The sequence below is a fragment of the Curtobacterium uvaldense genome (assembly GCF_028307415.1).
Taxonomy (GTDB): Bacteria; Actinomycetota; Actinomycetes; order Actinomycetales; family Microbacteriaceae; genus Curtobacterium.
This window is the reverse complement of sequence record NZ_JAQMHU010000036.1, coordinates 16,412-29,739: the sequence shown is the minus strand read 5'-3', so window position 1 is coordinate 29,739 and position 13,328 is coordinate 16,412. Positions and strand designations below refer to the sequence as shown.

Below are 13,328 nucleotides of genomic sequence, written 5' to 3'. Positions count from 1 at the left end.
CGTCCGGAGCCGCAGCCGCAGCCGCAGCCGCGACAGCGCCGCGCGCACGGCCTCCGCACAACCAGAAGCACCTCGCGCCATGCGATCGCATGGCGCGAGGTGCTTCCCGTTGTGCTCCGCGACGAACGCGGCGCCCGCCGCGTCCGCTGGGCTCGCCGCGCCCGCCGCACCTACGGCACCCGCCCCGCGCGGGACCGCGACCCCGCGCCTACCGCTTCCGGTTGGCCACCAGTGCGACCGCGTACGACGGGAACCACGTCCCCGCCGCCGGCCCACCGTTGCAGGTCCCGTCGCTCGCCCCCGGGGTCTTCACCCAGAGCAGGGCGTCGAGCCGGGTCGTGCCCGCTGCGACGTGGGGCTTCCCTCCGAGACCGGCACCGGTCGGGTTGCACCAGGTGCCGAGCCACCCACGACCGTTCCTCGACACGTCGACGACGTACCGTGCCCCACCCGTCATCGCGCTGAGCCGCTCGGCGTAGGCCCGCTCACCGTCGACGCCGTAGAAGTTCGCGACGTTCGTGAAGAACCCCCGGGCCTGGGCGACACCGGCTTCCCGCAGGTACGTCGCCTGGAGCTCCGCGGGGTTCCAGTCCTCGTTCCCGCCGTCCAGGTAGGTGGGGACCCCCGCGGCGGCGTACACGCGCACGGCCGCCGCGATGAGGCCCGGCCGTCGGGCTCGCTCGGCGGTGCACGTGCTCAGGTGTGCCAGGGAGTCCGGCTCGACGATCACGACGGCCCGGTGCCCCTGGAGGTCGGCCGCGATGCGACGGTTCCACGCGGCGTACCGGGACGGTGTGAGGCCGCCCGCCGAGTACCCGCCGCAGTCGCGGTTCGGGACGGCGTACGTGACGAACACCGGCGTCGTACCCGTCTTCTCCGCGGCGGCGAGGTTCCGCGCGATCACCCGGTCCAGCGCGTCGCCCGTGTACCACTCGCCGAGCCAGATCGCGATCGGCTGCTGCGCGATGGTGCGGGCCGCTGCGGCCTCGGTCGTCCTCCCCGCCGCGCTGAGCGCCGCCGCGGCCTGGGCGGGCTGGCTGTCCGGCTGCCGGTACAACCCACCGGCGAAGACCTGCCCGGGCGTCGCGGAGTGGAGGGCCGCGCGCGGCAGCGGCGCGGTGGACGCCGCCGTCGCAGCCGCGGGGAACGTCACGGTGCCCGCAGCCACCGCCGTCGCCACGGCGGCGAGCGCGACCATCGTCCTGATCCTCGAGTACATGGTCCCCGTCCTGTGTCCGTCCGCTGTCGGGACGTCCCTGCCGTCCCGCTCCACCTGCCGCAGACCATCAGAACCCGCGGGGCGGCGTCGGGGCGATCTCCAGAACGAGGGACAGGCGACGGACGGCCGGGCGCGTGCGGCGCCTGCGGTCGCGTACCGTTGTGCGGTGACCGAAACCGCAGCTGCACTCGTCGAACGCCTGACCGCCATCGTCCCGGACTTCCCGAAGCCCGGCATCCTGTTCCGCGACGTGACCCCGGTGTTCTCCGACCCCGTGGCGTTCGGACGGGTCTGCGAGGCCCTCGCGGCGCCGTTCGCGATCGGTGCGGGGTTCCAGGCGGTCGCCGGCATCGAGGCCCGCGGCTTCGCCCTGGCCGGTGGCATCGCGGCCCAGCACCAGGTCGGCGTGCTGACGGTCCGCAAGGCCGGCAAGCTGCCCGGCGAGGTCCTGAGCGAGCAGTACGCGCTCGAGTACGGCGAGGCAGAGCTCGAGCTCCGGCCGGGCCAGCTCCCGCAGGGCACGCGCGTGCTCGTCGTCGACGACGTCCTCGCGACCGGGGGCACCGCTGCGGCGACGATCACGCTCCTCGAGCGTGCCGGGTACGAGGCGATCGGCTTCGCGTCGCTGCTCGAGCTCGACGGGCTCTCGGGTCGGGAGCGCCTCGAGCCGCGCCTGCCCGTCACGACGCTCGGCCGCGTCCCCGCCTGAACCGCTGCCGCCGGCCGAGACCGCCGCGGACGCGCCGGGACCGCCGCGGCCGCGCCTGGACCGCTGCGGCCGCGCACTAGTCTTGACCCACCCCTGAACCAACCGAGGAGCACCACGATCGTGACCGACGCAGTCGCACCAGAGCCCGCAGACCTGCCCCAGGCACCCGAGCCCCGCACCGCGACGACGGCCACGACGGGCACCGAGCTCTTCGACGGCGTCCGCGGTGTCGTCGCGATCCGCGTCGGTGGGGTGCTCAAGGACCTCGCGGCCGACGTGGAGGCGGGGGAGACCGTCGAACCGGTGACGCTCGACGAGCAGGACGGCCTCGACATCCTCCGGCACAGCGCCGCACACGTGCTCGCGCAGGCAGTGCAGCAGATCAACCCGGACGCGAAGCTCGGCATCGGCCCGCCCGTCACCGACGGCTTCTACTACGACTTCGACGTCGCCGAGCCCTTCACCCCCGAGGACCTCAAGGCCATCGAGAAGGGCATGGACCGCATCGTCAAGCAGGCCCAGCGCTTCCGGCGCAAGGTCGTCACCGACGACGAGGCCCGCGAACTGATGACGGGGGAGCCCTTCAAGCAGGAGCTCATCGGCCTCAAGGGCGCCGCGGCCGAGGGCGACTCCGGCGAGAGCGTCGAGGTCGGGGCCGGCGAGCTCACGGTCTACGAGAACGTCGACCCGAAGTCGGGCGAGGTCGTCTGGCAGGACCTCTGCCGTGGCCCGCACGTTCCGCACACCCGGTGGATCGGCAACGCGGCGAAGCTCATGCGCGTCGCGGCGGCGTACTGGCGCGGCTCGGAGAAGAACCCGCAGCTGCAGCGCATCTACGGCACCGCCTGGCCGGACAAGGACCAGCTCAAGGCGTACCTCGTCCGACTCGAGGAGGCCGCGAAGCGCGACCACCGCAAGCTCGGCGCGGAGCTCGACCTGTTCTCGTTCCCGGACGAGATCGGCTCGGGCCTGGCGATCTTCCACCCGAAGGGCGGCATCATCCGCCGCGAGATGGAGGACTACTCGCGCCGCCGGCACGAGCAGGAGGGCTACTCCTTCGTCTACACGCCGCACATCACGAAGGGCGACCTGTTCGAGCAGTCCGGCCACCTCGGGTGGTACAAGGACGGCATGTTCCCGGCCATGCACATGGACGAGGCCCGCGACGAGGACGGCAACGTCACCCGACAGGGTGCGGACTACTACCTCAAGCCGATGAACTGCCCGATGCACATCCTGGCGTACCGCTCGCAGGCCCGCTCCTACCGCGACCTGCCGCTCCGGATGTTCGAGTTCGGCACGGTCTACCGCAACGAGAAGTCCGGCGTCATCCACGGCCTGACCCGCGTGCGCGGCATGACCCAGGACGACGCCCACATCTTCACCACGCAGGAGAAGATGAAGGAGGAGCTGACCACGACGCTCGAGTTCGTGCTCTCGCTCCTCCGCGACTACGGGCTCGACGACTTCTACCTCGAGCTCTCCACGAAGGACCCGGAGAAGTACGTCGGCGACGACGAGGTGTGGGAGATCGCCACGAACACCCTGCGCGAGGTCGCCGAGGAGTCGGGCCTCGAACTCGTCCCGGACCCCGCCGGTGCGGCGTTCTACGGTCCGAAGATCTCCGTCCAGGCCCGCGACGCGATCGGTCGCACGTGGCAGATGTCGACCGTGCAGCTCGACTTCAACCTGCCCGAGCGCTTCGAGCTCGAGTACACGGCCCCGGACGGCTCGCGGCAGCGTCCCGTGATGATCCACCGCGCCCTGTTCGGCTCGATCGAGCGCTTCTTCGGCGTCCTCACCGAGCACTACGCGGGTGCCTTCCCGGCGTGGCTGTCCCCGGTGCAGGTCGTCGCGATCCCGGTCGCCGCCGAGTACGGCGACTACCTCGACGAGGTCGTCGCGAAGCTCCGTGCGCACGGCGTCCGCGCCGAGGTCGACCACTCGGACGACCGGATGCAGAAGAAGATCCGCACGCACACCAAGGCGAAGGTCCCGTTCCAGCTGATCGCCGGTGGCGACGACCGCGACGCCGGGGCGGTCTCGTTCCGCTTCCGCGACGGTCGCCAGGACAACGGCGTGCCCGTCGACGAGGCGGTCGAGCGCATCCTGACCGCCATCCGCGACCGCGCGCAGGTCTGATGGACCGCACGGGAGGCACGGAGTCCGTCCCCGGGACCGGCCACGTCGTCGACGTGGCCGGTCCCGGGGCCCCGGCCGACCCCGGGAGGCCGGCCGGCTCCGCGATCCCGGCCGACCCCGGTCCGCAGGTCGTCGACACGGGCGGTGCCGCGGGCACCGGCAGCGCGGACGAGCCGCTGGTGATCCGCGACGCGGCCACGGGTGCGGCGGTGCCGGACGCCTTCCAGCGCCTGTGGAACCCGCACCGCATGGCCTACATCGACGCCGGGCGGGAAGGTCGGGGCCGCGGGCACGAGGACGACTGCCCGTTCTGCGAGGCGCCGCGGAAGTCCGACGAGGACGCCCTGATCGTCACCCGCGGTGAGCACGCCTACGTGCTGCTCAACCTGTTCCCGTACAACAACGGGCACCTGCTCGTCTGCCCCTACCGCCACGTCCCGCTGTACGACGAGGCGACCGCCGAGGAGATCCGGGAGATCGCCGAGCTGACCCAGACCGCGATGCGCGTACTGCGTGCGGTGTCGCACTGCGACGGCTTCAACATCGGCATGAACCAGGGCGAGATCGCGGGCGCCGGTGTGGCCGCGCACCTGCACCAGCACATCGTGCCGCGGTGGGCGTCGGACTCGAACTTCTTCCCGATCATCGCCCGGACGAAGTCGATGTCCCAGATGCTCGGTGACACCCGCCGGCTCGTCGCCGACGGCTGGCCCGCTGCGGACTAGACTGTCGGCATCATGAGCGACAGCACCAGCACCTCGGGCACCAACGGCACCTCGATCACCGGCTCCGACCGCGTCAAGCGCGGCCTGGCCGAGATGCTCAAGGGCGGCGTGATCATGGACGTCATCGACGCCGAGCAGGCCCGCATCGCGGAAGAAGCCGGCGCGACCGCCGTCATGGCCCTCGAGCGCGTCCCCGCCGACATCCGCGCGCAGGGCGGCGTGGCCCGCATGTCCGACCCGTCGATGATCGAGGAGATCATCGCCGCCGTCTCGATCCCCGTCATGGCGAAGGCCCGCATCGGCCACTTCGTCGAGGCGCAGGTGCTGCAGGAGCTCGGCGTCGACTACATCGACGAGTCCGAGGTGCTGTCGCCCGCCGACTACGTCAACCACATCGACAAGTGGAAGTTCACGACGCCCTTCGTCTGCGGCGCCACGAACCTGGGCGAGGCACTCCGCCGCATCACCGAGGGCGCGGCGATGATCCGCTCCAAGGGCGAGGCCGGCACGGGTGACGTGTCCGAGGCCACGAAGCACATCCGCACCATCTCGAAGGAGATCGCTGCGCTCCGCCACCTCAAGGAGGACGAGCTCTACGTCGCCGCGAAGGAGCTCCAGGCCCCGTTCGACGTGGTGAAGGAGGTCGCGCAGACCGGCAAGCTCCCCGTCGTGCTCTTCACCGCCGGTGGTGTCGCGACCCCGGCCGACGCCGCGATGATGATGCAGCTCGGTGCGGACGGTGTGTTCGTCGGGTCCGGCATCTTCAAGTCGGGCGACCCGGCGAAGCGCGCCGCGGCGATCGTCAAGGCCGTGACCTTCCACGACGACCCGAAGGTCATCGCCGAGGTGTCCCGCGGTCTGGGCGAGGCCATGGTCGGCATCAACGTCGCCGACGTCCCCGCTCCGCACCGCCTCGCCGAGCGCGGCTGGTGAGCGCCCGACCCCGCATCGGGGTCCTCGCGCTGCAGGGTGACTTCCGCGAGCACATCGCCTCGCTGACGGAGCTCGGCGCCGACGTGGTGCCGCTCCGTCGGCCCGAGGAGATCGAGGCGCTCGACGGCGTCGTGATCCCCGGCGGTGAGTCGAGCGTCATGGACAAGCTGTCCCGGACGTTCGGCATCGCCGAGCCACTGAGCGCAGCGATCCGCGGTGGACTCCCCGCCTACGGCACCTGTGCCGGGATGATCATGCTGTCCTCCCGGATCGCCGCGGGCATCCCGGGGCAGCAGACGCTCGCCGTGCTCGACACGACCGTGCGCCGCAACGCCTTCGGCAGCCAGAACGACTCCTTCGAGACCGACATCCCGATGCCGGCACTCGGCGAGGCCCCCGTGCACGCGGTGTTCATCCGCGCCCCCGTGGTCGAGGAGCACGGCGCCGGCGTCCAGGTACTCGGTGCCCTCGCCGACGGGCAGGTCGTCGCCGTGCAGCAGGACGCCGTGCTCGCGAGCGCGTTCCACCCCGAGGTCGCCGGCGAGGACCGCTTCCACCGCCGCTTCCTCGACATCGTCCGCAGCGCCTAGGTCCTCCCGACCCGCAAGACGCAACGTCGGCGGTTCCTCGCAGCGGCATCGCACTGCGCGGTGTCGCCGACGTTGCGTTTCGCGCAAGGGGCGGGGCGGCGGTGATCCGCGTCTCCCGGCCGGTAGACTGGTCCGGATCTTCCGCTAGACGCAAGGAGCACCGTGTCCGGGCATTCCAAGTGGGCAACGACGAAGCACAAGAAGGCGGTCATCGACCAGCGCCGTGCGAAGTCGTTCGCCAAGCTCATCAAGAACATCGAGGTCGCCGCGAAGATGGGCGGCGCGGACCTGTCGGGCAACCCGACCCTGGTCGACGCCGTCCAGAAGGCCAAGAAGACCTCGGTCCCGAACGACAACATCGACCGCGCGATCAAGCGCGGCGCCGGCCTGACCGGTGAGTCGATCGAGTACACGACGATCATGTACGAGGGCTACGGCCCGAACGGTGTCGCGATGCTCGTCGAGTGCCTCACCGACAACAAGAACCGCGCTGCGGCCGAGGTCCGGACGGCGATGTCCCGGAACGGCGGCACCATGGCCGACCCGGGCAGCGTCGCCTACAACTTCTCGCGCAAGGGCGTCATCTCGGTCACGAAGACCGACGGTCTCGACGAGGACACCGTCATGACGGCCGTCCTCGACGCGGGTGTCGAGGACGTGGTAGACCAGGGCGGCGGCTTCGAGGTCATCACCGAGGCGAGCGACCTCGTCGCGGCGCGCACGGCGCTGCAGGACGCCGGCATCGACTACGACTCGGCCGATGCCGAGTTCGTCCCCGGGGTGAAGGTCCCGGTCGACGCCGACACCGCCCGCAAGGTCTTCAAGCTGATCGACGCACTCGAGGACAGCGACGACGTGCAGAACGTCTACGCCAACTTCGACATCCCCGCGGAGGTCCAGGCCGAGCTCGACGAGGACGAGGACTAGTCCGGTGCTCCGTGTGCTCGGGGTGGACCCCGGGCTCACCCGGTGCGGCGTCGGCGTCGTCGAGGTCGCACCGAACCGGCGCGCACGACTCGTCCACGTGACGGTCGTGCGCACGCCCGCGGACATGGCGTTGGAGCAGCGGCTCCTGCGCATCGCCGACGGCATCGCTGCCGAGATCGACGACCACCGCCCCGACGCGGTGGCCGTCGAGCGCGTCTTCGCGCAGGCGAACGTCCGGACCGTCATGGGCACCGCGCAGGCGGCGGGGTTGGCGCTGCACGCCGCCGCCGCCCGTGGGCTGCCCGTCGGGCTGCACACGCCGTCGGAGGTCAAGGCGGCGGTCACCGGCTACGGGAACGCCGACAAGCGCCAGGTGCAGACGATGATCGCGCGGGTGCTCGGGCTCGACGAGGCCCCGAAGCCCGCCGACGCCGCGGACGCGCTCGCCCTGGCGGTCTGCCATGCCTGGAGGCTCGGATCACCCGACCGGGTCGGTCCCGGCCCGTCGACGCTCACCCCGGCACAGCGCGCGTGGCGGGACGCGCAGGCCGGGGTAGCGGACACGCCGCTCGCGCGTGCCGCTGCCGCGGCATCGCGTCCGGGTGCCGCCGCGCGGCGGGCCGGCGCCGTCGGTGGGCGGCCCTAGGCTCGTGGGCATGATCGCGAGCCTCCGGGGAACCTGCATCGACGTCTCCGGATCGGCCGTCGTGGTCGAGGTCGGGGGAGTGGGGTACGCCGTCACGGTCACCCCGGCGCACGCACTGACGATGCGCCACGGGTCCGAGGTGTTCCTGCGCACGGCGATGATCGTGCGCGAGGACGAGCACCTGCTCTTCGGCTTCGAGTCGACCGACGCGCTCCAGGTGTTCGACCTGCTCCGCAGCGTCTCCGGCGTCGGGCCGAAGTCGGCGCTCGGTGTCCTCGCCCACATGGACCCGGCACAGGTCGCGAACGCCGTCGCGAGCGAGGACGACTCGGCGTTCCGCAAGGTGTCCGGCATCGGCCCGAAGACCGCGAAGCTCATCACGGTCGCCCTCTCCGGCAAGCTCGTGGCCTTCGAGCAGGCGCCTGCGTCCGCGACGGCCGCGGGTGGCAGCGCGCACCCGGCCGCGCTCGACGTCGTGTCGGCGCTCGTCGGACTCGGCTGGCGCGAGGACGCGGCACAGTCCGCCGTCGACGCCGTCGTGGCGAGCGACCCGGGTGCCGCTGCGATGGGCACGCAGGCCCTGCTCCGCGCCGCGCTCGGCACCCTGCGTCCCGCGGGGGCCGGCCGGTGAGCGGGATCACCTCGGCGGGAGCCGAGTCGCAGGAGGAGCTCGCCTTCGAGGGCGCGCTCCGACCGAAGTCGCTCGACGAGTTCGTCGGGCAGCGCAAGGTCCGCGGCCAGCTCGACCTCCTGCTCAAGGCGGCGGCCATGCAGGAACGCACCCCCGACCACATCCTCATGGCCGGTCCGCCCGGGCTCGGCAAGACGACCCTCGCGATGATCGTCGCGCACGAGTCCGGTCGGCCGCTGCGGATGTCGAGCGGCCCCGCGATCCAGCACGCCGGCGACCTCGCCGCGGTGCTGTCCTCCCTCGTCCCCGGCGAAGTGCTCTTCATCGACGAGATCCACCGGATGGCGCGCTCGGCGGAGGAGATGCTCTACCTCGCGATGGAGGACTTCCGGATCGACGTGATGGTCGGCAAGGGTGCCGGCGCGACGAGCATCCCGCTCGACCTCGCGCCGTTCACCCTCGTCGGTGCGACCACGCGCGCCGGGCTGCTGCCGAACCCGCTCCGCGACCGCTTCGGCTTCACCGCGCACCTCGAGTTCTACGAGAAGGACGAACTCGAACAGGTGCTGATCCGCGCGGCGCACCTGCTCGACCTGCGCATCGACCGGTCGGCCCTGCGCGAGATCGCCGGTCGCTCCCGCGGCACCCCGCGCATCGCGAACCGCCTGCTGCGCCGGGTGCGCGACTACGCCCTCGTGCACAGCACCTCGGACGGGATGGCCGCCGTGCAGGGGGCGCTCGACCTGTACGACGTCGACGAGCTCGGGCTCGACCGGCTCGACCGCGCCGTCGTCGAGACGATGCTCACGCGGTTCGACGGTGGCCCCGTGGGCCTGAACACCCTCGCCGTCTCCGTGGGCGAGGAGTCCGAGACGATCGAGTCGGTGGTCGAGCCCTTCCTGGTCCGCGTCGGACTCGTGACCCGGACGCCCCGCGGGCGGATCGCGACCCCGCAGGCCTGGCGTCACTTCGGGATGTCCCCGGGCGACGGAGTCGGCGCGCAGCCCGGCCTGTTCGACGACTGATCAGGTATACGATATTCTGATCCCGGTCGCCCGAGTGTCGTGGTCGGCCCGCACGGACTCAGGCGGTTGCCCGATCGCGGACACGCCCGTGCCCTAGACTGCTACGGCCCGAAGCCGAGCAGCGACCGCTCCGGCTGGATCCGAGCAACCAGAGAAGGCACCGCCCCCATGGACCAATCACTCTTCCTCATCGTCATCATCGTGGCGTTCGCCGCGTTCATGTTCTACAGCAGCCGCAAGCGCAAGAAGCAGCAGGCGGAGCTCCAGACGAAGATGGTCCCGGGCTCCCGTGTCATGCTCTCGTTCGGCCTCTACGGCACGCTCGTGTCCGTCGACGACGACAAGGTCACCGCGGACGTCGAGGTCGCCCCCGGCACCATCGTGACGGTGCACCGCCAGACCCTGTCGCGCGTGGTCGACGAGGACGCGTCCGACGTCGAGACCGCCGTGGTGGCCGACGACGAGACCACCGCCCCGAAGCCGGTCACCGAGCTCAACGGTGAGCCCGTCTACGGCGAGCGTGTCGACGAGACCGACCCAACGAAGCGCAAGACCGAAGACTGACGCCCTCGGCCGCCGGGTCCACCGACCCGGCGGCCACACCCCTGCCGCCGGCCGTGAGGTCGTCGGTCCTGAACAGAAAGACGAGACGACCGGTGGCACGATCGACACCCGTCAAGAAGGCGCTGCGCTCGCTCACCTGGTTGGTGATCATCATGGCTGCCCTGGCCGGCCTGAACACCGCCGCGTCGGTGCTCGCCGCCAACAGCAAGGACGACACCGACGAGTGGTTCGCCGGCGCGAGCTGGGTCCCCGAGTTGGCGCTCGACCTGCAGGGCGGCACGCAGCTGACCCTCGCGGCGCAGAACACCGAGGGCGGTTCCGTCACCTCGCAGCAGTTGAACCAGGCGGTCAACATCATCCGCCAGCGCATCAACGCGACCGGCGTCTCCGAGTCCCAGATCAACACGCAGGGCACGAACAACATCGTCGTGTCGATCCCCGGCAAGCCCGACAAGGCGACGATCGACCGGATCGAGGCGGCGGCGAAGCTGACCTTCCGACCGGTGCTCTACACCGAGGCCGCCACGAACACGGCGGTCGGCGGCAGCGATGGCGGGACCGCCTCGCCGACGCCGTACTCGCCGCCGGCATCGCTCGACGCGACCCCGAGCGCGAAGCCGACCAACGGCAGCGACCTGTCCCAGGTCACGCCGGCGCTGCAGGACCTGTACACGAACTACAACTGCGCGGCCCCGGACGACGTCACGACGGCGCCCGACGACGAGCCGCTCGTCACGTGCGACCAGGACGGCGCCGCGAAGTACATCCTCGGCCCCGTCGAGGTCTCCGGTTCGGGCATCAGCAACGCGACCTCGGGTCTCGCCACCGACTCCCAGGGCGCGACCACCGGGCAGTGGGCCGTCAACCTGACGTTCTCGGGCAAGAGCTCAGACGACTTCCGCGACGTCACGAGCCGCCTCGTCAAGCTCCCCGCGCCGCAGAACCAGTTCGCGATCGTGCTCGACGGCACCGTCATCACGGCGCCCGCCTCGAACGCGGCCATCACGAACGGCAAGGCGCAGATCACCGGCAACTTCACCGCCGAGTCGTCCAAGACCCTGGCCGACCAGCTGAAGTACGGCGCCCTGCCCATCAACTTCCAGGTGCAGTCGAACGAGAACATCTCGGCGACGCTCGGCACCGCGCAGCTCGTCGGCGGTCTCGTCGCCGGCCTGATCGGTCTGATCCTGGTCGTGATCTACTCGATCATCCAGTACCGGGCGCTCGCGTTCGTCACCGTGCTCTCGCTCGGCGTCGCGGCGGTGCTGACCTACCTCGTGATCGCGATCATGTCGTGGCGTGTCGACTACCGACTGTCACTCGCGGGCGTGGCCGGTCTCATCGTGGCCATCGGCATCACGGCGGACTCGTTCATCGTGTACTTCGAGCGCATCCGTGACGAGCTCCGCGACGGCCGTGGTCTCGAGAGCGCCGTCGAGTCGGGCTGGAAGCGCGCCCTCCGCACGATCCTGGCGTCGGACTCGATCAACTTCCTCGCCGCGGTCGTGCTCTACATCCTGGCCGTCAGCGACGTGAAGGGCTTCGCGTTCACGCTGCTCCTCACCACCCTGATCGACGTCGTCGTGGTCGTGCTCTTCACGCACCCGATGATGCAGCTCATCGCCCGGAGCCGGTTCTTCGGCGAGGGACACAAGTTCAGCGGACTCGACCCGTCCGCCCTCGGCGCCGTCTACCGAGGCCGGGCGCAGTTCCGCGCCCCGGTCGTGGACGGCAAGCGCCAGCGCAGCGCGGGCGAGGCCCAGCGCCGCCAGACGATCGCAGAGCGGAAGGCCCAGCAGGCCTCCGGCGACAACGGCTCCACGCCGGACGGGAAGGACGACTGATGGCCAGCTTCAGCCAGTTCGGCAGCGACCTCTACACCGGGAAGCGTTCGTACGACATCGTCGGGCGCCGCAAGACCTGGTACCTGATCGCCCTCATCGCGATCGTCGTCTCGTTGGCGGTGCCGTGGCTCCGCGGCGGGTACCACCTCGGCATCGAGTTCACCGGCGGGTCCGAGTTCACGATCTCGAACGCGAAGGACCTCGACCAGTCGGTCGCCACCCGAACGGTCGAGTCGATCGTCCCCGAGGGCGTGCCGCGCGTCTCCCAGGTCGGCCAGGACGGTATCCGCGTCCAGACCGAGCAGTTGACGGACCGCGAGACCAGCGAGGTGCAGGACGCCCTGGCCGAGGCCTACGGCGTGTCGGACGACCAGGTCGCCTCGACGTACATCGGCGCGACCTGGGGAGCCGACGTGCTCGCGCAGGCGATCCGCGGTCTCGTCATCTTCCTCGCGCTGGCGGCCGTGGTGATGGCCGTCTACTTCCGCACGTGGAAGATGTCCGTGTCCGCCATGGTCGCGCTGCTGCACGACCTGCTCATCACCGCCGGCGTCTACGGCATCGTCGGGCTCGAGGTCACCCCCGCTGCCGTCATCGGCTTCCTGACCATCCTCGGGTACTCCCTGTACGACACCGTCGTGGTGTTCGACAAGGTGCGCGAGAACACGTCGCGGGAGTCGCACCGCACCTTCGTGCAGTCGGTGAACCTCGCCGTGAACCAGACGCTCGTCCGGTCGATCAACACCTCGGTCGTGGCGCTGCTGCCGGTCGCGGCGATCCTCTTCATCGGGTCGTACGTGCTCGGCGCCGGCACCCTGCGGGACATCTCGCTGGCACTGTTCATCGGCATCATCGTCGGCACCTACTCGACGATCTTCATCGCGTCGCCGATGTACGCGCACCTCCGCGAGAACGAGCCCAAGGTCAAGGAGGCCGACGCGAAGAAGACGCGGGCGGCCGAGAAGCGCCAGCGCGAGGTCGACGCCGCGGCCGAGGTCGCCTGATGGCGGTCGAGGTGCACGACGTCGACGTGGCCGAGGCCCGACGTCGGCTCGACGGAGGCGCGCGGTTGTTCGACGTGCGCGAGCAGGGGGAGTGGGACGAGGTGCACGCCCCGGAGGCGACGCTCGTCCCGATGTCCGAGCTCGTGGCCCGCTGGCAGGAGATCGACGGCGGTGACCAGCCCGCCATCGTCGTCTGCCACTCCGGCGCCCGTTCCGCGCGGGTCGTCGCCGCCCTCGAGCAGTCCGGGGTGCCGGCGGTGAACCTGACCGGCGGCATGGTCGCCTGGGAGCAGGCGGGCGAGCCGGTCGTGCGCGCCGGATCGTTCGGCGACGCCCAGGGCGAACCGCGTCACGAGCACTGACCGGACG

The 13,328-nt window shown here is 71.0% G+C and carries 14 protein-coding genes; 13 read left to right on the top strand and 1 reads right to left on the bottom strand.

Going from position 1 to position 13,328, the window contains the following annotated elements:
- Positions 1-208: 208 nt before the first annotated feature.
- A complete protein-coding gene (locus PIJ49_RS15335) occupies positions 209-1,219 on the bottom strand; it encodes a glycoside hydrolase family 6 protein (RefSeq protein WP_271826995.1) in 1,011 nt (336 codons plus the stop codon).
- 166 nt (positions 1,220-1,385) lie between these two features.
- Between PIJ49_RS15335 and PIJ49_RS15330 the strand changes: the two genes are divergently transcribed.
- The 13 genes from PIJ49_RS15330 (at position 1,386) to PIJ49_RS15270 (ending at position 13,321) form a co-directional block, all read left to right on the top strand.
- A complete protein-coding gene (locus PIJ49_RS15330) occupies positions 1,386-1,928 on the top strand; it encodes an adenine phosphoribosyltransferase (RefSeq protein ID WP_066654284.1) in 543 nt (180 codons plus the stop codon).
- 153 nt (positions 1,929-2,081) lie between these two features.
- The gene (gene thrS, locus PIJ49_RS15325; RefSeq protein WP_271826998.1) at positions 2,082-4,070 is read left to right on the top strand and encodes a threonine--tRNA ligase; all 1,989 of its coding nucleotides are present in this window, start codon (positions 2,082-2,084) and stop codon (positions 4,068-4,070) included.
- 176 nt (positions 4,071-4,246) lie between these two features.
- Entirely contained in the window at positions 4,247-4,795 is a 549-nt protein-coding gene (locus PIJ49_RS15320; RefSeq protein ID WP_271826997.1) for an HIT family protein, read from the top strand.
- Between the two features lie 12 nt (positions 4,796-4,807).
- Entirely contained in the window at positions 4,808-5,728 is a 921-nt protein-coding gene (pdxS, locus tag PIJ49_RS15315; RefSeq protein WP_066654286.1) for a pyridoxal 5'-phosphate synthase lyase subunit PdxS, read from the top strand.
- Positions 5,725-6,318 carry a pyridoxal 5'-phosphate synthase glutaminase subunit PdxT gene (gene pdxT / locus PIJ49_RS15310; protein WP_209682605.1) on the top strand — a complete coding sequence of 198 codons (594 nt, stop codon included), beginning with the start codon at positions 5,725-5,727 and terminating at the stop codon, positions 6,316-6,318. The genes pdxS and pdxT overlap by 4 nt, the downstream gene beginning before the upstream one ends.
- Before the next feature lie 162 nt (positions 6,319-6,480).
- A complete protein-coding gene (locus PIJ49_RS15305) occupies positions 6,481-7,245 on the top strand; it encodes a YebC/PmpR family DNA-binding transcriptional regulator (RefSeq protein ID WP_209682603.1) in 765 nt (254 codons plus the stop codon).
- 4 nt (positions 7,246-7,249) lie between these two features.
- Entirely contained in the window at positions 7,250-7,891 is a 642-nt protein-coding gene (gene ruvC / locus PIJ49_RS15300) for a crossover junction endodeoxyribonuclease RuvC (RefSeq protein ID WP_235426326.1), read from the top strand.
- Positions 7,892-7,901: 10 nt separating this feature from the next.
- Positions 7,902-8,522: a Holliday junction branch migration protein RuvA gene (gene ruvA / locus PIJ49_RS15295; RefSeq protein ID WP_209682601.1), complete on the top strand. Its 621-nt coding sequence runs from the start codon at positions 7,902-7,904 to the stop codon at positions 8,520-8,522.
- Positions 8,519-9,547, top strand: a complete 1,029-nt coding sequence (ruvB, locus tag PIJ49_RS15290) for a Holliday junction branch migration DNA helicase RuvB (RefSeq protein ID WP_271826994.1) — start codon at positions 8,519-8,521, stop codon at positions 9,545-9,547. Before ruvA ends, ruvB begins: the two co-directional genes overlap by 4 nt.
- 168 nt (positions 9,548-9,715) lie before the next feature.
- Positions 9,716-10,111: a preprotein translocase subunit YajC gene (locus PIJ49_RS15285; protein WP_271826993.1), complete on the top strand. Its 396-nt coding sequence runs from the start codon at positions 9,716-9,718 to the stop codon at positions 10,109-10,111.
- A 92-nt stretch (positions 10,112-10,203) separates the two neighbouring features.
- Positions 10,204-11,955, top strand: coding sequence for a protein translocase subunit SecD (gene secD / locus PIJ49_RS15280; RefSeq protein WP_209682595.1), 1,752 nt, complete (start codon positions 10,204-10,206; stop codon positions 11,953-11,955).
- Positions 11,955-12,959, top strand: a complete 1,005-nt coding sequence (gene secF / locus PIJ49_RS15275; protein WP_271826992.1) for a protein translocase subunit SecF — start codon at positions 11,955-11,957, stop codon at positions 12,957-12,959. Before secD ends, secF begins: the two co-directional genes overlap by 1 nt.
- Positions 12,959-13,321: a rhodanese-like domain-containing protein gene (locus PIJ49_RS15270; RefSeq protein ID WP_081984848.1), complete on the top strand. Its 363-nt coding sequence runs from the start codon at positions 12,959-12,961 to the stop codon at positions 13,319-13,321. Before secF ends, PIJ49_RS15270 begins: the two co-directional genes overlap by 1 nt.
- The last annotated feature ends 7 nt before the right edge of the window (positions 13,322-13,328 follow it).

What these genes read in the sequence shown, in the direction of transcription:
- pdxS (WP_066654286.1), top strand. Translation starts at nt 4,808, where the DNA reads ATGAGCGACAGCACCAGCACCTCGGGCACCAACGGCACCTCGATCACC.
- PIJ49_RS15270 (WP_081984848.1), top strand. Translation starts at nt 12,959, where the DNA reads ATGGCGGTCGAGGTGCACGACGTCGACGTGGCCGAGGCCCGACGTCGG.
- PIJ49_RS15285 (WP_271826993.1), top strand. Translation starts at nt 9,716, where the DNA reads ATGGACCAATCACTCTTCCTCATCGTCATCATCGTGGCGTTCGCCGCG.
- secF (WP_271826992.1), top strand. Translation starts at nt 11,955, where the DNA reads ATGGCCAGCTTCAGCCAGTTCGGCAGCGACCTCTACACCGGGAAGCGT.
- PIJ49_RS15335 (WP_271826995.1), bottom strand. Translation starts at nt 1,219, where the DNA reads ATGTACTCGAGGATCAGGACGATGGTCGCGCTCGCCGCCGTGGCGACG.
- ruvA (WP_209682601.1), top strand. Translation starts at nt 7,902, where the DNA reads ATGATCGCGAGCCTCCGGGGAACCTGCATCGACGTCTCCGGATCGGCC.